Raw genomic sequence first — 20,232 nt, forward strand, 5'->3', positions numbered from 1 at the left:
TCGAGCAACCGGATCAGCGCCGACGCCGATCTACGTCAATCGTTGTCCCAATAACCGTCCGAGTAGCCTTCCCGGTACCCGGATCTATAACCGTAGTCATATCCGCCTGGATATTCGTCGCCGTAATCGTACACGTGACGATGATAGTGGACGACAGGGGGCGGCGAATAATACTCCCGCTCGTAGACATAGGCCGGAGCCGCACCAGCGGCCATGGTGGAGCCCAACAGGGCGCCGACGGCCAGGCCGCCGACGATGCCGACGGCGACTGCATCTCCCCGCCTGCCACCTGCCGTGGCTTCTGTCGAGGCAAGACATCCCACAGCGATCACCGCCATGGTGGCAAAAACAGCTACTCGTTTCATTGAAGCAGATCCTTATTCGCGTTCAACAACCGCGCCCGCCCCTCGGCAACGATCGACAAAGCCCCTCTAGAACGTGACGAGCTCCTTGAGCTCGCTCCTGACGTATCGCGGCACAACCCGTCGGGCCACGAAATCATTCCAATCCTTGAACTTCGACTTTGCTCTCGCCTCTGTGATCGCAGTGACGCCACGCACGCTGAGGTGCGGAAGCTTCACCAGCTCGCTGACAGGAGCGGCGTTGAGGTTGATCTTGTCGGCACGACTGATCGACGCGCGTGTTGCGGGGGCCGGGTGAGTTGAGCCGGTCGTTGATGGAGATGTCTGTGCGACCGCGGTGGCGCCGATGATGCCGCAAACGCCGAGGCTGATGCAAACCAACCTGATAAGCATGGACCGCTATCCTTCGTGATATGACGCCCTTGACCCCGCCGCCGATAAAGCGGGGGCCGATTACCGCAAGATTACGCGCGCGATCGCCACGGCGGCGTTCCGGGATGAGCTTGATCAGCGCATCAGGACGAAGAGCTTTGCTGCTCCATGATGCACCAGCATGTTGGCACCTGGATCGATCGTCTGCGGCGCATTTCCCGGCGGCTGATTTTCCGGCAGTGCGACATCCGGCTCCGCGCGGCGCGGCGAATCTGTTTGCGGAGAGACATGTCCTCCGCCCTGACCGGCATCGTTGACAAGGCTTGGCGGTGCATTGACCGGCTCACGACGCGGCGCCACCAGGAATGCGACGAGGTTTCGCTTGATGCCTGGAATTCCGAACAGGCTCGATTGAACGGAAAACTCGCGTTTGACATAGCGTCCGGCGTGGGCCGCCATTCGCGCGGTCCATTCAAGACAATCGTCCTGGTCATCGAAACAGAGCGCCGCCCAGCCGCGCTCCGGCGTCACCTCGCGAGGCAATGCCAATGAATATTGGTAGGCGAAGGGATCGCCATAATGCGGATGATCGGAGCTGTAGAAGGCCACCGCGACCCCAAGGCTGTCGTTGCCGCCGACGATCGACAGCGGCGTACCCATCTGCTCGTGCCACAGCCGGGTGAGCCTGTCTGCGGCCTGGTGATAGACGTTTCGCCCTTCCTCATAGCCGTAGCTGTTGCGGTAGAGGGCATGGGCCGGGGCTGCCAGCGCGGCGGCGACGATCGCTATTCCGGCAACCAGCAGGGCTGCATTCACCGTGTAGAACCGCTCGATCGGGTAACGCGTGCTGCACACGACGGGCACGGCGAACAGGAACAATCCTTGAAGCGCCCATAGCGACGGCAAGTCGGTGCCGAGCAATATGGACGTGATGAAAGGAAGCGCGATCGTGCAGATCGCGACGCGGCCAAGCAGCTTCAGGTTGGGATCCGCCGCCGCGAGATCCCGAGCAAGGCGCTTTACTCGATACCCTGTTATCATCGCCCACGTCACGGCGGACACACTCGTCGCCGCGGCGAGGCCCAGCAGGAAATTGACGGCATCCCGCAGCGACGAAGGGAATCCGGCCCCCACATGCGTCGCGGCATAGCGGACAGGCTCCGCGCCTGTCGTGACCAGCCAGTGCAGATGCGGAGACAGCACGATCAGCCCGGCGGCAGTGGAGATCCAGGGCGAACTGGACGTGAAATAGGCGCGCCGCAAGGGATGGATGATGGCCGCCAGCGCGAAGCTCGCGATCAGAAAGATCGAATAGTACCTGCCCAGCATTGCAAGCGAAGCCGCGACACCCGCAGCAATCGCCCAGAGCGGGGCCCTGGTTTCAAAGGCGCGCAGGAAGCAGTAGGTTGCAAGCGGCCAGACGGCGAGCAACACGGCGTTGGCGTTGAAGCGCTGCGCGTGAAACTGGTATGCCGGGGTCAGCATCAGCAGGAGCAGCACGATCAGGCGCTTGTGGCCGGAGACGAACCTTCGTGCGATGAGATCGACGAACCACAGGGCCAACGCCGCATACGTCATTGCCATCAGCTGCAGCGACCAGTCGGTGAGCGGAAAGACCGAGGTCCACGCGCCGGTCGTCCACCCCATCAACGGCGGATGCTTGGGATAACCCCATGCGAAATGCCGGCCATACGTCCAGGTCTCCAGCACGTCCGGATGCAGGCCGGCGCCGTGATAGGCCACCGACAGATACACCGTCCAGATGCCGACGAAGCAAACCAGCAGCAACGGCACCGACCACCCTGCCTCCACTCCCTCCAGCCATCGATTGAACGGACGGCGCCACGACGCCGGGCTGCGATCGGACCGCTTGGCCATCGCTGAGAACGCAAAATCGACCGGCATATCGTTCGGAAGCCTGGGGACGGAGATCGGAAAGCGCGATGCGAGCCGCGTTGTCCGGCATGCTTTTCACGGCGACCATTACGATAGCCTGACGCGACCTCTGCCTCTGTCGACGTATCCTTGCGCGAGGCGAGGCGTCGTCATTCGCCGGTCATGTTGATCGACGTCTCTGGCGGGGAATTCGCTGAGAGGGGATGCGCATGCGAAAGCTCGCTTGCTGTCGTGACGCCGATCGGCCACGGAGCGCCAGCGCGCCCGCCGGTGCGGCGCCCCTGATTGAGTCTTTCGGACCGGCCTCTGTCAGGTACCGATCCGATCACCGCTGCCATTCCCGGATGGCCGGTCGAGCCCCGTGAAAATGTCAATTACATCAATGCGTTCGTATGGACACCGCGGCTTTCTTCCCGGCCGTAATCCTATTGTAATCCGTCTGTAATGGTAGAAACATTGGTTTACACTTGGGAGAACGCGGTGCGAGTTCTGGTCGTGGAGGATGACCCGCAGCTTGGGCCATGGCTGCGGGATACCTTGGCTACGGCCTTCGGCGCATCCGACATGGTCACGACGCTCGAGGAGGGGCGCGCTGCAGTCGCCGTGCGAAGCTTCGAACTCGTCGTGATCGACCGTGGACTGCCGGATGGCGACGGTCTGGCCTTGCTGCGCGACCTGAAGCAGCAAAAGCCGAGCCCCGCGACGATCGTGCTGACGGCGCTTGACGACCCCCTCGATATTGCGCGCGCCCTCGACGACGGGGCGGACGACTACGTGGCCAAGCCCTTCGAGCCGATCGAGCTGATTGCCCGAGCCAAGGCGGTGCTGCGACGTCTGTTTCTCGATCGAGGGGCGATCGTTCGCATCGGCAATCTGAGCTACGACGTGCTCAATCGCGAGGTCTGCGTCGATCACGCGCCAATTGTCGTCCCGCGGCGTGAACTGGCGATTCTGGAAGCGATGGTCCGGCGCATCGGGCGCGTCGTCCTGCGCGAGACCCTTGAAGTTGCCGCTTACAGCTTTGACGACGAGATTCAATCAAACGCCATCGAGGCCCACGTTTCGCGGCTACGCCGGCGTCTGCGCGCGGCCAACTGCAAGGTCGTCATCAAACCGGTCCGTGGCCTCGGATATCTCTTGAGTGGTGAATGATGATTTTGCAGTGGCAAAGGCTCAAGCGCGTCCATCGCTCGATCGCGGTGCTGTCCGCGACGCTGATCGGCGCCGTGACGACCATCATGCTGCTCTGCGCGGCAGCGCTGCTGATCCGATTTGGCGGTGACGATGACGGCACCTGGGCCGCCGCCGACGTCGCCGATGCATTGAAGGAAGCCGTCATCCGCAACGAGACCGGGCAACTGGCGCTCAAGCGGACCTCGAGGCTGGACGAGATCACCCGCGAATTCCCGACATTCTGGTATGTCGTGTCCGACAAGAGTGGAGAGGTCAGCTACGGCCCAGTCCCGAAGTGGCGTCCGCAAAAGACCCAGACATCGCGTGACGGGACGAGTTTCCTCGCCTACGCGTTTGACGGGGAAACCACCAATCTGAAGAAGATGTCGGCGGTCCGAAATACGCCTGTGGGTGAAGTGTGGATTGAAACCGGTGGTGTGGCCTATACGGCAGCGCAACTAACGACCGGAATGCTCACCGATGCGACGATCGTCGCGCTCCCCATTATCCTCGTCCTGGCGGCGACGGCGTTTACCGCGATGGTTTTCGTGCCGACGTTGATCGCACGTCCCGTCCGGGCCGTCGCTGCGGCCGCCGAGATGATCGATGGGGTTTCGGATGGTCGCCGACTGCCGGAACAGGATGCGCCGGCCGAGCTCCTGCCTCTCGTCGCGGCTTTCAATCGCGCGCTATCGCGAATAGACGTCGCTTCGAAATCGCAACGAAACTTCCTGTCGAATGCTGCACACGAGTTGCGTACGCCCTTGACCAATGCGCGCACCATACTCGAGCAGGTCGAGGACGCTCCATTGCGTGCGAGGCTGATCGCCGAGAACCAGAAGCTGTCGTCGATCGTCACCATGCTGCTCCAACTGGCGCGCATCTCCGCCGAACCTGCCGAACTGATCGAAATGGACCTTGCGGCGCTTGCACGCAAGGTTGCGGCCGAACACGTGCCGATGGCGTTGAAGAACGGAAGCGATGTCGAGTTCATCGAGCCTCGTCACCCGATCTGGGTACGCGGCTCGGAAACCGCGATCGCCGTCGCGCTCTCGAACCTGATCCGAAACGCCGTGACTCACGGCGGCACAGGCGGCTCCGTCCTCATCGAGGTCGGAGCACCCGCGCGGCTGAGCGTGATTGACTACGGATCGGGACTCCAACTCGGTCAGCCCGAACTGCTGCTTGAGCCCTTCAAGCGCGGCAACACCGGCGCGGAAGGAACAGGGTTAGGACTTTCGATCGTCTCCCAGGTGATGACCACCCACGGCGGCACCGTTTCCCTCTGCGAGACGCCCGGCGGCGGCACCACGGTCGAGCTTAACTTTCCGGTCGCCGGCTGCCGGCAAGCCGACCTGCCTCAGGGGAGAAAAGCCGTCCAAACCATGACCGAAGCCCGGCCGGACGGCATTTCGGCAGCGTGAAGTGATCCTCAGGCGGTGGCCGCGGCGGCCTGCGCCTTCGTTGCGGCCTCGAGGTCCATCCACATCACTTCCCAGATGTGCCCATCGGGATCCTCGAAGCTGCGGCCGTACATGAAGCCGAAATCCTGCTTCGGCGACGGATCGGCGCTGCCGCCCGCGCCCGTAGCCTTGGTCACATAGCCGTCGACGGCGTCGCGGTTGTCGGCGGAGAGACAGACCAGCACTTCGCTCGTCGTCTTGGCGTCGGCGATCTTCTTCGACGTGAACTGCCGGAACTTATCGTGGGTCAGCAGCATGACGAAAATGGTATCGGAGATCACCATGCAGGACGCAGTCTCGTCGGAAAATTGCGGATTCCTGGTCGCGCCGATCGCCTCATAGAAAGTAGTGGCATGGGCGAGATTGCTGACCGGCAGGTTGACGAAGATCATTTTGGGATTGGCCACGAAAGAACTCCTGTTGGCGGGGTTGTGCCCCGAGGACGAACCGCATAGCCGGATCCCGACATCGCCGCGCAGATTTTTCTTGCGACGTCCTGCCGCAGGCCGCCTAGGTCACGATCGGCGTCGGCATCGTCAAGAATGCCCGCGTCACATGCCAGAACAGTTCGCGATTGGTGGCCAGCGCCACCGAATGGGCGGTACCGGGCAGGATGATGAACTGCCGGTCGCCATTCGGCAGTCTGTTGAAGAACTCCTCGAGGTCGGGGACCGACGCGATCCCGTCATACTCGCCGCGGACCAGCAGCACCGGCGCCAACACCTTCTCCGGATGCACCACCGGCAGATTGGCGGTCATGTCGAGATAGGTGCCGGTCGGGATCTGGTCGCCGAACTGCATCTCGACATCGGCCAACGCTTCCATCACGGCGGGGTCCGACGTGCCGGGCCTGTCGCGGGTCGCGATCGAGCGGATCATGTCGCGGTCGCGTTTGCGCATGTTGTGGCTGCGGTAATAGGCAAGCTGCTCGGCGCGCTTCGCCAGTGTCGGCGAGCCCTCGCCCTTGTAGGTGAAGGCGGCGAACACCAGGCGATCGATGCGCTCGGGCTCGGCCATCGCGAAGGCGCCTGCCCGCAACGCGCCGGAGGATTCGCCGATGAAGTGATATCGCTTCTCGCCGGTCTCGCGCGCGATCACCTCGACCGCCGCCTTCAGATCCTCGACGCCGCTTGCGATATCCGCGTTGCCCGAGGTGCGGCCCGACTTGCCGTAGTTCTCGTGATCCATGGTCCAGCAATCGAAGCCGTAGCGCGCAAAGACATTGAGCAGCGAATACTCGCCCTTGCCCGGCACCGTGAGGTCGAACGCCCTCGACGTCACCGACGAGCCGTGGACGAAGAACACCACAGGCCGCGCCGGCTCGCCCGGTTTCGGCGCGCCGATCCGCTTGCGGAACATCCACAGCGGAATGTCACCCTTCTTGGCCCAGTATTCGTTGCTCCATATTTCTCCCTCGGCAGGAACTGCGGTCGCAGCCTGCGCCGGCGTCGCGCCGAGCACGCCGGCTGCCGTCGCAACGCCGATGCCTGTGATGATGGTGCGCCGCGAATGATCTGCTGACATGCTTCGCTCCCTTCCGGATTTCTTCGTCCGATCCGGTGCTATCGAGCATAGCAGCGCACAGGACCGGTTGTGCGAAGCCGGCCTCTCGCGTCCGCGGCTGCGATGCACGATTTTGTGAACGCTGATACCGGCAATCGGCGCGGACGACGGACGGACTTGGACCTAGTCTCCGCCGCGGTCCGATCGGAAAAATCCGGCGCGATGCGGGAGCGAAGAATGAGCAGCAATCTCACCGACGAAGAACTTGCCGCCTTGATGCCCTCCGAACTGTGCCAGTACCAGACGCCGATCCCGACCCAGATCGTCTCCAGCGACGAGTTCTATCCCGACCCCCAGAACGAACGGCAGCGCGAGGTCGAGGCACGCCTGCTGGCGATGGCCGACGATCTCGGCGGCAAGCAGGGCCTCGATCGCCGAAGATTCTTCCAGACCGCGGCTGGCATGGCCGCCTCCTTTGTCGCAATGAACCAGGTCTATGGCGAGCTGTTCGACGTGACGCCGGCCGAGGCTGCGACGCCCGCGATGGCGCAAGAGCGCGCCAACGGACTAAAAGATCAGTTCATCATGGACATGCACACGCATTTCCTGCGCGACGACACCCGCATCATGGGCTTCGTGGAAATGCGCAAGGCGGTTGGCAAGGCCGGCTGGAACCGGGAGCTCAACGATCACGAGCAGACCATCGAGGATCTGAAGTTCAACAACTACAAGAAGGAGATGTTTCTCGATTCCGACACCAAGATCGCGCTGATCTCCTCGGCGCCGTCGGACATCGAGCAGGACTGGTTCCTGACCAACGAGCAGATGGCCGATGCGCGCAAGAAAATGAACGGCGAGGCCGGCTCGCGCCGCGTATTCTGCCACGCGATCTTCACGCCCGGCCAGCCCGGCTGGCTCGACAAGCTCGATGCCGCGCTGGCGCTAAAGCCGGAATCCTGTAAGGGCTACACGATCGGCGACAACACCCACAAGGAGATCAGCCGCTATCCCTGGCGGCTGGACGACGAGAAGGTCGCCTACAAGGGCTACGAGAAGATGGTCAAGGCAGGCATCAAGAATGTCTGCGTGCACAAGGGACTGTTCCCGCCCGGGATCGAGAAGCAGTATCCGAATTTGCGTGGCTTCGCCGACGTCGCCGATGTCGGCCAGGCGGCCAAGGACTGGCCGCAGCTCAACTTCATCATCTATCACTCGGCCTATCGCCATGTCGGCGGCGACCCCAAGGTGGCGCTGGCCGAATTCGAGCGCACTGGCCGCATCGCCTGGACCAGTGACCTCGCCGACATTCCGGCGCAATATGGCGTCAACAATGTCTACGGCGATGTCGGGCAATTGTTCGCGACCACGCTGGTCGCCGAACCGAATGTCTGCGCCGCGCTGATGGGCACCCTGATCAAGGGTCTCGGCGTCGACCACGTTTGCTGGGGCACCGACGCGCTGTGGACCGGCGCGCCGCAATGGCAGATCGAGGGCCTGCGGCGGCTGGAGATCCCCGAGATGATGCAGAAGAAGTTCGGCTACGCGCCGCTCGGGCCCGCCGACGGACCGGTGAAGACCGCGATCTTCGGCGACAACAATGCCCGGCTCTACAACATCCAGCCGAAGCGTGCGATGCTCGACATCAGGGGCGACCGCTTCGCGATGATGAAGGCGCAGTATGAGAAGGCCGGCGTGGAGCCGTCGAACACGCGCTACGGCTATGTGGTGCCGAACGGGCCGATCGATCACCGGGTGTTTGTGTAGTCATTAGACGCCGTCATTGCGAGCGAAGCGAAGCAATCCATCGCGCCGCGCACCGGAGAGATGCATTGCTTCGTCGCCGAGCCTGTCATCGGGCGCGCGTTCGCGCGACCCGTTGGCTCCTCGCAATGACTGCGCTACCTTCCCGTAAACTTCGGCTTCCGCTTCTCGGCGAAGGCCTTCACACCCTCCTTGAGATCCTCGCTGTCCCTGACCTCATCGAGCAATCGCCGCGCGTCGGCGACGGTTTCGAGAGGTCCCTTCGGCATCGCCTCGCGGGCCAGCTTCTTCAGCGCGCGGACCACCAGCGGGGCATTGCCGGCGATCTTCGCAGCCATCTCCTGCGCCAGCGCGAGGTGCTGACCTTTCGGCGCGACCTTGTTGACGAAGCCGATCTGGAAAGCGCGTTCCGCCGACATTTCGTCGCCGACCAGCAGAAACTCCATCGCGATCTTGTGCGGCATCCGCGCCATCGCCGATGAGACGCCGCCTGCGGTGGTGCCGATCTTTCCCTCGGGGTAGATAAAGCGTGTCGTCTCCGACGCCACACACAGATCGGCCATCTGGACCAGCACGAAGGCGCCACCCACGACCCAGCCGGATGTCGCTGCTATCACCGGCTTGTCAAGCTCGACGCCGAGGCCAGGCACGGCGTGCCACATGTTGGCGGGGAGATCGCCAACATCGGCGCCGACCGAGAAATACTTTTCCTCCGACGAAGCCAGCACCGCGACACGATCGTCGCTGTCCCGAAACCGCAGCCAGGCGTCACGCAGCTCGGTACACAACGCGTTGTTGAGCGCGTTGTGCTTGTCGCTGCGTGCCATCGTGATGGTCGCGACGTGGTCGGCGCTCTCGTAACGAACGAGCGTCATGCTGGCCTCCCTGCTCTTGTTGTTGTCTTTCGTCGCGGCTGCGACGTTATTTCTTCTCGTCGGGATGCCGGTGCACCGGATCGACCCAGAGCACGTTCTCCGGCTTCTCGACCGGCTCGATGTCGAGGTTGATCGCGACCGCCTCGCCGTCGGAACGCACCAGCACGCATTCCAGCACCTCGTCAGGACTGGCGTTGATCTCCTGGTGCGGCACGTAGGGCGGCACGAAGATGAAATCGCCGGGACCGGCTTCGGCGGTGAACTGCAGCTTCTCGCCCCAGCGCATCCGCGCTTTGCCCTTCACGACATAGATGATGCTTTCGAGATGGCCGTGGTGATGCGCGCCGGTCTTGGCGTCCGGCTTGATGCTGACGGTGCCGGCCCACAATTTCTGCGCGCCGACCCGGGCGAAATTGATCGCGGCCTTGCGGTCCATGCCGGCGGTCGACGGCACGTTCGGATCGAGTTGGTTGCCCGGAATCACCCGGACGCCGTCGTGCTTCCAGCGCTCGTCGTCGTGATGATGGTGATCATGGTCGTGAGAATGGGTGTGATCGTGGGAACCGCTCATCGTTCTTGCTTTCGTTGGTCAAGTTTCGCGCGTGGAACGCTACCGAAAAGCTGACGTGCAGGCGAGCGCAAAATGGGAACATTGCCAAATCGGAACATAGCCATGTCCCGGCGCGTTGGGTCTGCGCATTTTGAAGGAGTAATTCATGGGTAGCGCGACCGACAAGATCAAGGGCACGGCCAACGAGGCGATTGGCAAGGTCAAGCGGCGTCTCGGCAAGGCCACTGGTTCTCTGGCTATGCAAGGCAGAGGCGCGATCCAGGAAGTCAAGGGCAAGGGACAGAAGGCACTCGGCGGCGCCAAGACGATGGTCAGACATGCAGTCAAGAGGGCGACCGCAGCCCACTAGCCTCGCTGAGCGATAGATGAGGCGGCCGGCCCATCAGGCCTGCCGTTGGAGCATGAGCGACGATGGTCAGCTGCGCGGGCGCGGATGTGCCAGCACATCCGGATTGACGACATTAGTCGGCGTTCCGGCAGCGTAAGCCACGATCTGATCGAAGATATCGGTGAACTGGATCTCGTATTCGTCGCGCGAGACGTAGCCGAGATGCGGTGTGCAGACCACATTGTCCATGTTGAGCAGCGGATCCGACGTGTCGCGCAGCGGCTCCTTCTCGTAGACGTCGACCGCGGCCATGCCGGGCCGGCCGGCGCGCAGCGCATTGACCAGTGCGCCCGGCTCGATCAGCGGCGCGCGGCTGGTGTTGACGATCAGCGCGACATCTTTCATCCGCGCGAGGTCTTCCGCCTTGACGATTCCGCGTGTTGCGTCGACCAGTCGCATATGCAGCGACAGCACGTCGCAGCGGGCAAAGAAATCGGCCTTGCTGGCGGCGGTCTCGTAACCGTCGGCGCGCGCCTTGGCCAGCGCTGCCTCGCGCGCCCAGACCAGCACGTTCATGCCGAACGCTTTGCCGTAGCCCGCGACCACGGCGCCGATGCGGCCGTAGCCGTAGATGCCGAGCGTCTTGCCGCGCAACGTATGGCCGACGCCGATTTGCCATTTGCCGGCCTTCAGCGCCGCCATTTGTTGCGGGATCGCACGCATCGCCGCGAGGATCAGGCCCCAGGTGAATTCGGCAGTGGCGTAGGACGGCGTATCGGCATGCTGGCCCGACGACACGATGATGCCGAGCCGCGTGCAGGTGTCGATGTCGATATGCGGATAGACGCTGCGCTGGCTGATCAGCTTCAATTTCGGCAGCCGCTCCAGCAGCGGGGTGCGGATCTGGGTGCGCTCGCGGATCAGCACCAGCGCCTCCGTGTCGCGCAGCCGCTCGGCGAGCGCGTCGACGTCCTGGACATGATCGTTCCAGATCGTGACGTCGTAGCCGTCGAGCTTGCGGAAGCAATCGAGGGTGCGCAGCGTGTCGAAATAATCGTCGAGGATCGAGATCTTCATCGCTGCGCCCCTCTTGTCATGGGCCGGTTAGTTGACGGCCATCAGGTCATTTCACGCCGAGCAGGTCGACGTCGAACATCAGCGTGGCGTTCGGCGGGATCACGCCGCCGGCGCCGCGCGCGCCGTAGCCGAGGTTCGGCGGAATGATCAGCGTGCGCTTGCCGCCGACCTTCATGGTGGCGACGCCCTCGTCCCAGCCCTTGATCACGTGACCCTGGCCGATCGGAAATTCGAACGGCTCGTTGCGGTCGACGGAAGAGTCGAATTTCTTGCCCTTCTGGCCGTTCTCGTAGAGCCAGCCGGTATAGTGCATCACGCAGGTCTGGCCTGTCTTCGGCGAGGCGCCGGTGCCGACCTTGCTGTCGATGATCTGGAGGCCTGAAGCAGTGGTCATGGGCTTTCCTGCGGTTTGGGCCATTGCCGTCCTGCCGGCAACGGACGTGGAGACTGCCGCCGCAAGGCCGGCGAATGCAGTCGTGATGATCGTGCGTCGTGAAGATTGCATCTGGGACGTCCTTCCTTGATTGATGTCGATCCGATCAGTAGCCGAGCGCGCAACCGTCCTTGCGCGGATCGGAGCCGCCGGTCAGCGTGCCCTTCTCCCAATCGATCCAGATGCCCTGGCCGCCGCCGAGCGGCGCGACCACGCTGGTGGTCTTGTGACCGATCTTCTTCAGGCCTTCGACGATCTCGGCCGGCACGCTGTCCTCGAGCTGGTAGACGCCCTCGTAATGCAGGCCGCGGGGCATGTCGATCGCCTCCTGAATGTCGCAGCCATAGTCGAGCATGTTGGTCAGCACGCGGGTCTGGCCGACCGGCTGATACTGCCCGCCCATCACGCCATACGGCATCACCGCGCGGCCGTTCTTTGTGGCCAGCGCCGGGATGATGGTGTGCAGCGGACGCTTGCCCGGCGCGATGCAGTTCGGATGGCCGGGCTGGATGCGGAAGCCGCCGGCGCGGTTCTGCAGCAGGACGCCGGTCTTGTTGGAGACGATCGCCGAGCCGAACGAGTGCGCGATCGAGTTGATGAAGGAGCAGACGTTGCGATCCTTGTCGACCACCGTGATGTAGACGGTCGAGGGATTCATCGGCGGCGCCACGTTCGGCAACTCGAGCAGCCGGTCCATCCGGATGTTCTTGATGTGCTCGTCGGCGAACTCCTTGGAGAGGATACCGGCGACGTCGACATGGGCGTGCTGGGGATCGCCGATATGCTGCTCGCGCATCATGTAGGCGATGCGTGCGGCCTCGGCCTCGAGGTGGAAGCGCTCGATGCTGAGCGGCTTGAACTTGGTCAGGTCGAAGCGCGACAGGATGTTGAGCATGACCAGCATGGTGATGCCGGGGCCGTTCGGCGGGCACTGCCAGACGTCGTAGCCCTTGTACATCGTGCCGATCGGCGCGGTCGTCTCGGTCGAATGCGCCGCAAAGTCCTCCAGCGTGTGCAGGCCGCCGATGCCGCGCAGGGTGTCGACCATGTCGGCGGCGATCTCGCCGCTGTAGAAGGCGTCGCGGCCCTTTTGCGCGATGGCGCGCAGCGTCTTGCCGAGCTCGGGCTGGCGGATCACGTCGCCGGCGACCGCAGGCTTGCCGTGCGGCAGCAGATAGCGTTCGGTGTTGGTGCCGTTCTTCAGCTTCTCGAAACCGTTCTTCCAGTCGAAGGCGATGCGCGGAGCGACGACATAGCCCTCCTCGGCGGCCTTGATTGCGGGCTGCAGCAGGCGGTCGAAGCCGAACTTGCCGTGATCCCGGAGGATCACGTCCCAGGCGTCGATCGCGCCGGGAATGCTGACGGCATGCGCCGAGGTCAGCGGCACCGAATGGATCTTGCGTTCGAGATACCACTCGGCAGTGGCCGCCATCGGCGCCCGGCCGCTGCCGTTATAGGCCGTGATCTTGCCCTCGCCCTTCGGCTGGATCAGCGCAAAGCAGTCGCCGCCGATACCGGTCGATTGCGGCTCGATGACGCCGAGCAGCGCGCAGGCCGCAACCGCAGCGTCGGCGGCCGTGCCGCCCGCGCGCATCACCTCGATGGCCACCAGTGCCGCCTCCGGATGCGACGTTGCGACCATCGCGTTCTGGGCGTGGACCGTGGAACGGCCGGCGAAGTGGAAATTCCTCATAACGGAGAGCTCGCTTGATCGTGATGGTCTGATGCTGCTGCGGCGGATGGATGCCAAGGGGATGCGGAGTACATGGCACATTCGTCCCCGGCAGGGCAATGCATGGTATGCCAGAGGAATTATCCCGATAATGCATGGCTTTGCGGGGTTTCGCCGATCTGGCAGGCCTGATAAACCCCGGCCATGCCCCTCAAGGTCGCTGCCTTCTATCAGTTCGCCGCACTGCCTGACTTCCGCGCCCTGCGCGAGCCGCTGCGCGCGCTCTGCACCAACCTTGATCTCAAGGGCAGCGTGCTGCTCGCGCATGAGGGTATCAACGGCACCATCGCCGGCAGCGACAAAGCCATCGACGGCTTCGTCGCTGAGCTTGAGCACGGACCGCTGTTCGGCGGCCGCCTCGACAATCTCGAGCTGAAATTCTCCGAAGCCGCGCAGATGCCGTTCCAGCGGCTCAAGGTGCGGCTGAAGAAGGAGATCGTGACGCTCGGCGACACCACTGTCGATCCGACGCGGCAGGTCGGCACCTATGTCGACGCCGGCGACTGGAACGCACTCATCGCCTCGCCCGACATCATGGTGCTCGACACCCGCAACGCGTTCGAGGTCGCGATGGGCAGTTTCGAAGGCGCGGTCGATCCCAAGATCGCGAGCTTCGGACAGTTCAAGGAATTTGCCGCGCGGCAGCTCGATCCGGCGAAGCACCGCAGGATCGCAATGTTCTGCACCGGCGGCATCCGCTGCGAGAAGGCCAGCGCCTATCTGCTCGCGCAAGGCTTCAGCGAGGTCTATCACCTCAAGGGCGGCATCCTGAAATATCTCGAGGAAACGCCGCGGCAGGACAGCCGCTGGCGCGGCGACTGCTTCGTGTTCGACGAACGGGTCGCGCTCGGCCACGGCCTGCGCGAGCGTGGGCACGAGGACGCCGTGCATGAATGACGCGGCAAAGCTGAGCGAGCGAATCGATGCGCTGGAGGTCCGCCTGACCTACCAGGATGACGCCATCGAGACGCTGAACCAGACCATCACGGCCCAATGGAAGCAGATCGACGCGCTGACGCGCCAGCTCGCCGAGCTGCGCGACCGGCTTCAGGAGACCGAACGCCAGGCGCCGGGCCCCGCCAACGAGCGCCCACCGCACTACTGATCGATGCCGCCGGAGCCCGGCGGCGCCGGATTACATGTTGCTCACCTGACGCATCGGCTTCGCGCCGCTGAAGAACAGGCTGGACAACCGCTGCACCATCGCCGTCGCTCGGCTTCCCTCGAGGCCCGGGCGAACACACAGCATGCGCTTCTGCAGCGGAAGCTCAGGAAGATAATAGTCCTTCGCCGAGATCAGCGAGGATGGGATCATCCGCTCGGGGCACGCCGTCAGGCCGTATCCAGCCCGTGCGGCTTCCAGTCGCAGCTGGTGGTTCGGGCTCCTGAACACGATCTTGTACGAGATGTTGTGCTTGGTGAGCGTCCGGATCATCCAGTCGTCACCCGGCCACGCCAGGATCGGGATCGGGGCGCCCGGCCGCAGAACAAAATCGCGTGATCGTACCCAAACCGAGCGCTCGTCGGCCTCGGCGGCGATCGTCACGTCGTCTTCGTTCTCCAGCGAAGGATTGCTGTAGACGAAGGCGATGTCGATGTAGCCGTCGATCAATCCCCTGATGACGATCGGCGACATGTCGGCGTGAACCAGCACGTCGGCGAGTGCGTCGGCCGGATGCAGCTTGAGGAATTCCTCGGCGAGCATCGTGCTCATTCCGAGCCGCAACGGCTGCGGTCCTTCGTGATTGCCGCCGAGCCGAAGCAGTTGGTCGTTCGCTTCGAGGATTCGCCTTGCCTGCTGCACGGCAACCTTGCCGAGCTCCGTCGTCGTGGTGCCGTTCGCCGTTCTGACGAAGAGCGCGCCGCCGACCAGGCTCTGCAGTCGCTTGACCTGCGAACTGATCGCCGGCTGACTGAGGCCGAGACGCTCGCCGGCCTTCGATAGACTTCCCGTCTCCGCGATTGCGACGACGGTGCGAACAATTTCTGTAGGAATATTCAAATGCTGACGCGGTCTATGCATCGCGAGCACTCCAATCTCAGCACGGACGCAGTTCCAATCTCCACAGTATGTGACCAGGCTATACTAACATTTGGTTGCACTTTCGTTTAGGCACAATTGCCGCCAAGGCACTGATATTGCAGGCCATATGTATTGTTACGTGCATTACTCCGCATGTCACGGTATCCCACAACAGCATCTCAACACGCCGCAGCACCTCAACCGGACCGAACTCCGGGTTTTTGCGGGGATCGCATCAAAGATTCTGATCGCCCCATTACGCATTACTGACCCGATAAGTCTGAATTGACGTCACTGATTCGCGGAAGCGTTTTCATAGTTTTCCTTAATCAAAGGCATCGCAACGTAGCGCCCTAGTTTGCGTTTCGAGGTGTGCCATGACCAGGTTCTTTCGCTGTCGTAGCGGCGCTTCTGCTGTCGAATTTGCGCTGATGCTGCCGCTGTTTCTTGCATTCATTTTCGGCATCATTGTATTCGGTTCGTATCTTGCGATGGTGCATGGCGTGCAGCAACTCGCCGCCGAAGCGGCGCGGTCGTCGATCGCCGGAATGACCGACACCGAGCGCAACAGCCTTGCGACGAGCTACGTCACCGCCAACGCATCGACCTACCCGCTGCTGGTCGCCAGCAATCTCACCGTCAATGCCGCGCCGTCCCCTTTGAACGCCAACGTCTACGTCGTGACGGTCAACTACAACGCGGCCGGCAACTTCATCTACAAGCTGCCTTTCGTCCCGGCGCCGGCGAGCACCATCGTCCGCTCCGCAGCGATCCAGTACGGGGGATTCTAGCATGAGCGGCATCCTCATGCTGATGCGGCGCTTCGGCGCCGACGAACGAGGAAACTTCGCGATGATCTCGGCCGGCCTGATGACGCTCCTGATCGGGTGCGCCGGGCTTGCCATCGATCTCGGCACGATCTTCGCCGACCGGCGCAAGACCCAGAGCACCGCCGACCTCGCCGCGATCGTCGCCGCCGCCAATCTGAGCAATCCGGTCAACGCCGCCTCCGCGACGGTGACGCAGAACAATTATCCGGCCAGCGCGCTGGTCAAGGTCGAGACCGGGACCTACACCGCAAACAGCGCGGTCGCGCCACAGTCCCGCTTCGTGACCCCGGCGGTCGGCATTCCGAACGCCGCGCGCGTCACGTTGACGACCAAGACCCCGCTCTATTTCGCGCGCTACATCACCGGCGCGAGCAGCTTCAACATCACGACGACCGCGACCGCGACATCGACCGAAATGGCCTCGTTCGAGATCGGCTCGCGGCTGCTGTCGGTCAATGGCGGCGCGATCAACGCGCTGCTCGGCTCGATGCTCGGCACCACGCTGTCGCTGTCGGTGATGGACTACAATTCGCTGATCAGCGCCAAGATCGACGCCCTCGACTTCCTGTCGGCGCTGGCGACCCGGGTCAACCTGACCGGCGTCACCTACAGCGACCTCCTGAGCAGCAACCTCAAGGTCGGCGATATCATGGCGGCCGCGCTGACCACACAGCAGATCACCAACGGCGCGGGCGCGGCGACGACCGCGCTGTCGACGATCTCCCAGGCCGTCACCGGCTCCTCAACCAAGATTTCGCCCGGCACCCTGATCGACCTCGGTCCCTTCGCCAACCTCACGGTGGGGCAGAAACCGAAGGTCGGCGCCAGCATCTCGGTGTTCGACCTCATCAACACGGTGGCGCAGATCGCTAACGGCAGCCATCAGATCGCCACCTCGGTGAATTTCGGCCTGCCCGGCATCGCCAACGTGTCCGTGATCGCGACGATCGGCGAGCGTCCGGTCGGCTCGAGCTGGATCGCGATGGGCACCCAGGGCGTGAGCGTGCACACCGCGCAGACGAGAGTCCTGGCAACCGTCAACGTTCTCGGCTCCGGCAGCATCGCCTCGATCAATCTGCCGGTTTATGTCGAGGTCGCCTCGGGCACCGCGACGCTCAATGCGGTGTCCTGCGGCCATCCGAACATCAACACCTCGCAGGTCACGATCGGCGTGACGCCGGGGATCGTCGACGCCTGGATCGGCAACGTCACGGTTGCCGACATGACCAACTTCACGACCAAGCCAAATCCGCCGCCGGCAACGCTGGCCACTGTGCTGGGGATCACGATCACCGGCCTCGCCCATGTCGGCATGGGCAACACCACGCCGACCAACGTCAACTTCAGCTACAGCGACATCCAGGCAGGGACGAAGAAGACGGTGACGACCACCAACTTCCTCACCTCGCTCACGTCGAGCCTGCTCGGCGACCTCTCGCTCACCATCGCCGGCATTCCGCTTCCCGGATTGGGCGCGCTGGTCATGAGCATCCTGAGTGCCGTGACCAGTCCGATCGATCAGGTGCTGGCGTCGCTGCTTTCGACGCTCGGCATCGGACTCGGCCAGGTCGACGTCTGGGTGCTGGGCATCCGCTGCGACGGCGCGGTATTGGTGAATTAGGGCGTTCTCCGGGGGAGCGATCGCGACGGGCATCACATCGGGGTGGGAGAAGATCGGGGGTAGGAGACTGCCGTGAGTACAACAATAAGAAGATACAAGATCGACAGCCAACGAACCGTCCTGATGAAGCGCGGAACGATCTTCTTCCGCAACACCAGCGTCGAATGTCTTGTGCTCAACATCTCGACCGGCGGCGCGGGGCTGGCCGTGGAAAGCGACGCAGCCATTCCGTTCGCGTTCGATCTCGAGATCGAGAGCGAACCGATCCGCCGGCACTGCATTCTGGTCTGGCGCCTGGAGCGCCGGCTCGGCGTGACGTTCGAATTTGAGCGGGTGCAGCGCCCCGAAGGCCGCCCGGTCTAACCGGTCCCGAGCATCACGATATGCGGGCGGCTTCGCTGATCGCGGCCGCCCGCAAGCGTGTCAGGCGTGCAGCGTCAGCCACAGGATCACGGCGATTGCCGTCGCGACGATCGCGCCCCACGCCACCGGCGCGGTGCGCTTCGAGCCACCGCTTCGCGGCGAGTCGTTCCTCGCATGATTGAACTCATTTCGCATCGTGGTTAGCGCTCGCTGGGATATACCAGCTAATTGTCCCGATTGCCGTCGTGCTTCGTCGGCGCGGGCTGCGTGACGCTGACCGGGTCGGAGGCCGGGAAGGTATCCTCCAGTCCCTCCTTCAACCGGGAGCGCGCCTTGCGGTCGGCAGCCTGCGCTTCGTGCGGCTTCTCGGCATGCTTGTCATGCGGGGCAGGATCGAATTTCTCGGCCATATCGTCCCTCCATTCGCTGGGACAACGCGCCCGCGCAAAGGGGGGTTCCAGAACCGCCTTGGCCCATTGCGCCGCAGCGTGTATCAGGGGCCAAATTTGACCGTGATCAGGAACTTTCGCGTGCCCCAGGATGCCATCAAGAAGCCGCTCATCGACCTCCTGTCGGGCCACCGGCAGGCCGCGCCGCCGCTCTGGATGATGCGGCAGGCCGGCCGCTATCTGCCGGAATACCGCGAGCTGCGCGCCAAGGCCGGCGGCTTCCTCGACCTCTGCTTCACGCCCGAATTCGCCACCGAGATCACGTTGCAGCCGATCCGCCGGTTCAACTTCGACGCCGCGATCATCTTCTCGGACATCCTGGTGATCCCCTACGCGCTCGGCCGTTCGGTGCGCTTCGAGGCCGGCGAAGGGCCGCGGCTCGACCCGCTGGCAACGCCCGCCGAGATCGCGACGCTGGCTACCGAGGCCAATTTCGACCAGCTCGAGCCGGTCTTTGAAACCCTGCGCCGGGTCCGGCGCGAGCTCGCGCCCGAGATCACGCTGATCGGCTTCTGCGGCGCGCCATGGACGGTCGCGACCTACATGGTGGCTGGACAGGGCACGCCGGACCAGGCGCCGGCGCGGATGCTCGCCTACCGCCATCCGGACGCCTTCGCCAAGATCATCGACGTCCTGGTCGAGAACTCGATCCACTACCTCGTCGGCCAACTCAAGGCCGGCGCCGACTGCTTGCAGATCTTCGACACCTGGGCCGGCGTGCTGCCGCCGCGCGAGTTCGCGCGCTGGTCGATCGAGCCGACCCGGCGTATCGTTGCCGGGGTGCGCAAGCAGGTCCCCGGTGCCAGGATCATCGGCTTTCCGCGCGGCGCGGCGGGCATGCTGCCGGCCTATGTCGAGCAGACCGGCGTCGATGCCGTCTCGATCGATTGGGCAGCCGAGCCGTCGATGATCCGCGAGCGGGTGCAAAGTCGCGTCGCCGTGCAGGGCAATCTCGATCCGCTGGCCCTGATCGCCGGCGGCGCCGCACTCGACCGCGCGGTCGACGATGTGCTGGAGAATTTCGGCAGCGGCCGGCTGATCTTCAATCTCGGTCACGGCATCCTGCAGGAGACGCCGATCGCCCATGTCGAGCAGATGGTCGCACGGGTCCGCGCGTATAGGGGCTAAGGTCCTATAACCCACCGCATGACCGTCGCCCTGAGGAGCGCGCTCTTGCGCGCATCTCGACGGGTCGACGGGGATGCAGCTCAATCTCTCCCCTCGTCGTCCCGGCGAACGCCGGGACCCATAACCACAGGGTTGGGTTGTTAGAAAAGGCTGTGGCCCCAGCGTCGTGCAACAATGACCTTCGGTGGCTATGGGTCCCGGCTCCCGTGCGCAATTGCGCACTAGGACCGATCGACATTCATTGCATCCAGATCATTGCGGCTGCGAGATGG

At 63.6% G+C, this 20,232-nt stretch carries 23 protein-coding genes; 10 read left to right on the forward strand and 13 right to left on the reverse strand.

The genetic code is table 11. The features are described from left to right. Window positions 1-35 precede the first annotated feature (35 nt). The 3 genes from CO675_RS16635 to CO675_RS16645 all read right to left on the reverse strand — a co-directional run bounded on the left by CO675_RS16635 (window position 36) and on the right by CO675_RS16645 (window position 2,639). Window positions 36-365, reverse strand: a complete 330-nt coding sequence (locus CO675_RS16635; protein ID WP_097672959.1) for a hypothetical protein — start codon at window positions 363-365, stop codon at window positions 36-38. Between the two features lie 66 nt (window positions 366-431). After that, a complete protein-coding gene (locus tag CO675_RS16640; RefSeq protein ID WP_097672960.1) occupies window positions 432-755 on the reverse strand; it encodes a ComEA family DNA-binding protein in 324 nt (107 codons plus the stop codon). Between the two features lie 114 nt (window positions 756-869). Further along, on the reverse strand, window positions 870-2,639 hold the full coding sequence (locus CO675_RS16645) for a glycosyltransferase family 39 protein (protein WP_198964624.1): 1,770 nt from the start codon (window positions 2,637-2,639) through the stop codon (window positions 870-872). A 471-nt stretch (window positions 2,640-3,110) separates the two neighbouring features. Between CO675_RS16645 and CO675_RS16650 the strand changes: the two genes are divergently transcribed. Further along, window positions 3,111-3,782: a response regulator gene (locus tag CO675_RS16650; protein WP_050401724.1), complete on the forward strand. Its 672-nt coding sequence runs from the start codon at window positions 3,111-3,113 to the stop codon at window positions 3,780-3,782. After that, window positions 3,782-5,227 (forward strand): sensor histidine kinase, encoded by a 1,446-nt coding sequence (locus CO675_RS16655; RefSeq protein ID WP_097673016.1) that lies wholly within the window; start codon window positions 3,782-3,784, stop codon window positions 5,225-5,227. The genes CO675_RS16650 and CO675_RS16655 overlap by 1 nt, the downstream gene beginning before the upstream one ends. Window positions 5,228-5,235: 8 nt before the next feature. Here the strand turns inward: CO675_RS16655 and CO675_RS16660 are convergent, their stop codons facing one another. Both CO675_RS16660 and CO675_RS16665 read right to left on the reverse strand, forming a co-directional pair. Further along, a complete protein-coding gene (locus tag CO675_RS16660) occupies window positions 5,236-5,658 on the reverse strand; it encodes a VOC family protein (protein WP_097672961.1) in 423 nt (140 codons plus the stop codon). A 118-nt stretch (window positions 5,659-5,776) separates the two neighbouring features. Then, window positions 5,777-6,790, reverse strand: coding sequence for an alpha/beta hydrolase (locus CO675_RS16665; RefSeq protein WP_097672962.1), 1,014 nt, complete (start codon window positions 6,788-6,790; stop codon window positions 5,777-5,779). 216 nt (window positions 6,791-7,006) lie between these two features. Here CO675_RS16665 and CO675_RS16670 point away from each other — a divergent pair, with 216 nt between their 5' ends. Further along, the gene (locus tag CO675_RS16670) at window positions 7,007-8,533 is read left to right on the forward strand and encodes an amidohydrolase family protein (RefSeq protein WP_097672963.1); all 1,527 of its coding nucleotides are present in this window, start codon (window positions 7,007-7,009) and stop codon (window positions 8,531-8,533) included. A gap of 134 nt (window positions 8,534-8,667) precedes the next feature. Here the strand turns inward: CO675_RS16670 and CO675_RS16675 are convergent, their stop codons facing one another. Then, entirely contained in the window at window positions 8,668-9,405 is a 738-nt protein-coding gene (locus tag CO675_RS16675; RefSeq protein WP_097672964.1) for an enoyl-CoA hydratase/isomerase family protein, read from the reverse strand. A gap of 46 nt (window positions 9,406-9,451) precedes the next feature. Beyond that, the gene (locus CO675_RS16680) at window positions 9,452-9,976 is read right to left on the reverse strand and encodes a cupin domain-containing protein (protein WP_076866333.1); all 525 of its coding nucleotides are present in this window, start codon (window positions 9,974-9,976) and stop codon (window positions 9,452-9,454) included. Window positions 9,977-10,121: 145 nt separating this feature from the next. On the opposite strand from CO675_RS16680, the gene CO675_RS16685 reads away from it, so the two are divergent. Beyond that, the gene (locus CO675_RS16685) at window positions 10,122-10,325 is read left to right on the forward strand and encodes a CsbD family protein (protein ID WP_097672965.1); all 204 of its coding nucleotides are present in this window, start codon (window positions 10,122-10,124) and stop codon (window positions 10,323-10,325) included. Between the two features lie 66 nt (window positions 10,326-10,391). Here CO675_RS16685 and CO675_RS16690 read toward each other — a convergent pair whose 3' ends face one another. Genes CO675_RS16690 through ggt form a run of 3 tightly spaced genes read right to left on the reverse strand, consistent with a single transcriptional unit; the run spans window position 10,392 to window position 13,507 of the window. After that, window positions 10,392-11,381: a D-2-hydroxyacid dehydrogenase family protein gene (locus CO675_RS16690; RefSeq protein ID WP_097672966.1), complete on the reverse strand. Its 990-nt coding sequence runs from the start codon at window positions 11,379-11,381 to the stop codon at window positions 10,392-10,394. Window positions 11,382-11,427: 46 nt separating this feature from the next. Then, a complete protein-coding gene (locus tag CO675_RS16695; protein WP_097672967.1) occupies window positions 11,428-11,886 on the reverse strand; it encodes an FKBP-type peptidyl-prolyl cis-trans isomerase in 459 nt (152 codons plus the stop codon). 34 nt (window positions 11,887-11,920) lie between these two features. Beyond that, on the reverse strand, window positions 11,921-13,507 hold the full coding sequence (gene ggt / locus CO675_RS16700; RefSeq protein ID WP_097672968.1) for a gamma-glutamyltransferase: 1,587 nt from the start codon (window positions 13,505-13,507) through the stop codon (window positions 11,921-11,923). 183 nt (window positions 13,508-13,690) lie between these two features. Between ggt and trhO the strand changes: the two genes are divergently transcribed. Together trhO and CO675_RS16710 are read left to right on the forward strand one after the other, a co-directional pair. Further along, window positions 13,691-14,443 (forward strand): oxygen-dependent tRNA uridine(34) hydroxylase TrhO, encoded by a 753-nt coding sequence (gene trhO, locus CO675_RS16705; RefSeq protein ID WP_097672969.1) that lies wholly within the window; start codon window positions 13,691-13,693, stop codon window positions 14,441-14,443. Beyond that, window positions 14,436-14,651 (forward strand): SlyX family protein, encoded by a 216-nt coding sequence (locus CO675_RS16710; RefSeq protein WP_097672970.1) that lies wholly within the window; start codon window positions 14,436-14,438, stop codon window positions 14,649-14,651. The genes trhO and CO675_RS16710 overlap by 8 nt, the downstream gene beginning before the upstream one ends. 30 nt (window positions 14,652-14,681) lie before the next feature. Here CO675_RS16710 and CO675_RS16715 read toward each other — a convergent pair whose 3' ends face one another. Then, complete coding sequence (locus tag CO675_RS16715) at window positions 14,682-15,569, reverse strand: LysR family transcriptional regulator (protein WP_245452782.1); 888 nt, start codon at window positions 15,567-15,569, stop codon at window positions 14,682-14,684. 377 nt (window positions 15,570-15,946) lie between these two features. Here CO675_RS16715 and CO675_RS16720 point away from each other — a divergent pair, with 377 nt between their 5' ends. The 3 genes from CO675_RS16720 (at window position 15,947) to CO675_RS16730 (ending at window position 18,383) form a co-directional block, all read left to right on the forward strand. Further along, a complete protein-coding gene (locus tag CO675_RS16720; RefSeq protein WP_097672972.1) occupies window positions 15,947-16,360 on the forward strand; it encodes a TadE/TadG family type IV pilus assembly protein in 414 nt (137 codons plus the stop codon). A gap of 1 nt (window position 16,361) precedes the next feature. Beyond that, window positions 16,362-18,020, forward strand: coding sequence for a pilus assembly protein TadG-related protein (locus CO675_RS16725; protein WP_097672973.1), 1,659 nt, complete (start codon window positions 16,362-16,364; stop codon window positions 18,018-18,020). 72 nt (window positions 18,021-18,092) lie between these two features. Continuing rightward, a complete protein-coding gene (locus tag CO675_RS16730) occupies window positions 18,093-18,383 on the forward strand; it encodes a PilZ domain-containing protein (protein WP_245452783.1) in 291 nt (96 codons plus the stop codon). A 60-nt stretch (window positions 18,384-18,443) separates the two neighbouring features. Here the strand turns inward: CO675_RS16730 and CO675_RS41750 are convergent, their stop codons facing one another. Then, on the reverse strand, window positions 18,444-18,578 hold the full coding sequence (locus CO675_RS41750) for a hypothetical protein (protein WP_283808108.1): 135 nt from the start codon (window positions 18,576-18,578) through the stop codon (window positions 18,444-18,446). Between the two features lie 29 nt (window positions 18,579-18,607). Beyond that, window positions 18,608-18,793 carry a hypothetical protein gene (locus tag CO675_RS16735; RefSeq protein ID WP_097672975.1) on the reverse strand — a complete coding sequence of 62 codons (186 nt, stop codon included), beginning with the start codon at window positions 18,791-18,793 and terminating at the stop codon, window positions 18,608-18,610. A 120-nt stretch (window positions 18,794-18,913) separates the two neighbouring features. On the opposite strand from CO675_RS16735, the gene hemE reads away from it, so the two are divergent. Continuing rightward, a complete protein-coding gene (gene hemE / locus CO675_RS16740) occupies window positions 18,914-19,960 on the forward strand; it encodes a uroporphyrinogen decarboxylase (RefSeq protein WP_097673017.1) in 1,047 nt (348 codons plus the stop codon). Window positions 19,961-20,232 lie beyond the last annotated feature (272 nt).

The sequence above is a fragment of the Bradyrhizobium sp. C9 genome, assembly GCF_002532045.1.
In the GTDB taxonomy this organism is placed as follows: domain Bacteria; phylum Pseudomonadota; class Alphaproteobacteria; order Rhizobiales; family Xanthobacteraceae; genus Bradyrhizobium.

Excerpts from the sequence above, each read along its gene's own strand:
- CO675_RS16715 (WP_245452782.1), bottom strand. The coding sequence starts at position 15,569 with ATGCATAGACCGCGTCAGCATTTGAATATTCCTACAGAAATTGTTCGC.
- CO675_RS16675 (WP_097672964.1), bottom strand. The coding sequence starts at position 9,405 with ATGACGCTCGTTCGTTACGAGAGCGCCGACCACGTCGCGACCATCACG.
- CO675_RS16695 (WP_097672967.1), bottom strand. The coding sequence starts at position 11,886 with ATGCAATCTTCACGACGCACGATCATCACGACTGCATTCGCCGGCCTT.
- CO675_RS16720 (WP_097672972.1), top strand. The coding sequence starts at position 15,947 with ATGACCAGGTTCTTTCGCTGTCGTAGCGGCGCTTCTGCTGTCGAATTT.
- CO675_RS16725 (WP_097672973.1), top strand. The coding sequence starts at position 16,362 with ATGAGCGGCATCCTCATGCTGATGCGGCGCTTCGGCGCCGACGAACGA.
- CO675_RS16640 (WP_097672960.1), bottom strand. The coding sequence starts at position 755 with ATGCTTATCAGGTTGGTTTGCATCAGCCTCGGCGTTTGCGGCATCATC.
- CO675_RS16710 (WP_097672970.1), top strand. The coding sequence starts at position 14,436 with ATGAATGACGCGGCAAAGCTGAGCGAGCGAATCGATGCGCTGGAGGTC.
- CO675_RS41750 (WP_283808108.1), bottom strand. The coding sequence starts at position 18,578 with ATGCGAAATGAGTTCAATCATGCGAGGAACGACTCGCCGCGAAGCGGT.
- CO675_RS16735 (WP_097672975.1), bottom strand. The coding sequence starts at position 18,793 with ATGGCCGAGAAATTCGATCCTGCCCCGCATGACAAGCATGCCGAGAAG.
- ggt (WP_097672968.1), bottom strand. The coding sequence starts at position 13,507 with ATGAGGAATTTCCACTTCGCCGGCCGTTCCACGGTCCACGCCCAGAAC.
- CO675_RS16680 (WP_076866333.1), bottom strand. The coding sequence starts at position 9,976 with ATGAGCGGTTCCCACGATCACACCCATTCTCACGACCATGATCACCAT.
- CO675_RS16645 (WP_198964624.1), bottom strand. The coding sequence starts at position 2,639 with ATGCCGGTCGATTTTGCGTTCTCAGCGATGGCCAAGCGGTCCGATCGC.
- CO675_RS16685 (WP_097672965.1), top strand. The coding sequence starts at position 10,122 with ATGGGTAGCGCGACCGACAAGATCAAGGGCACGGCCAACGAGGCGATT.
- CO675_RS16660 (WP_097672961.1), bottom strand. The coding sequence starts at position 5,658 with ATGATCTTCGTCAACCTGCCGGTCAGCAATCTCGCCCATGCCACTACT.
- CO675_RS16635 (WP_097672959.1), bottom strand. The coding sequence starts at position 365 with ATGAAACGAGTAGCTGTTTTTGCCACCATGGCGGTGATCGCTGTGGGA.
- CO675_RS16665 (WP_097672962.1), bottom strand. The coding sequence starts at position 6,790 with ATGTCAGCAGATCATTCGCGGCGCACCATCATCACAGGCATCGGCGTT.
- CO675_RS16655 (WP_097673016.1), top strand. The coding sequence starts at position 3,782 with ATGATTTTGCAGTGGCAAAGGCTCAAGCGCGTCCATCGCTCGATCGCG.
- CO675_RS16670 (WP_097672963.1), top strand. The coding sequence starts at position 7,007 with ATGAGCAGCAATCTCACCGACGAAGAACTTGCCGCCTTGATGCCCTCC.
- trhO (WP_097672969.1), top strand. The coding sequence starts at position 13,691 with ATGCCCCTCAAGGTCGCTGCCTTCTATCAGTTCGCCGCACTGCCTGAC.
- CO675_RS16690 (WP_097672966.1), bottom strand. The coding sequence starts at position 11,381 with ATGAAGATCTCGATCCTCGACGATTATTTCGACACGCTGCGCACCCTC.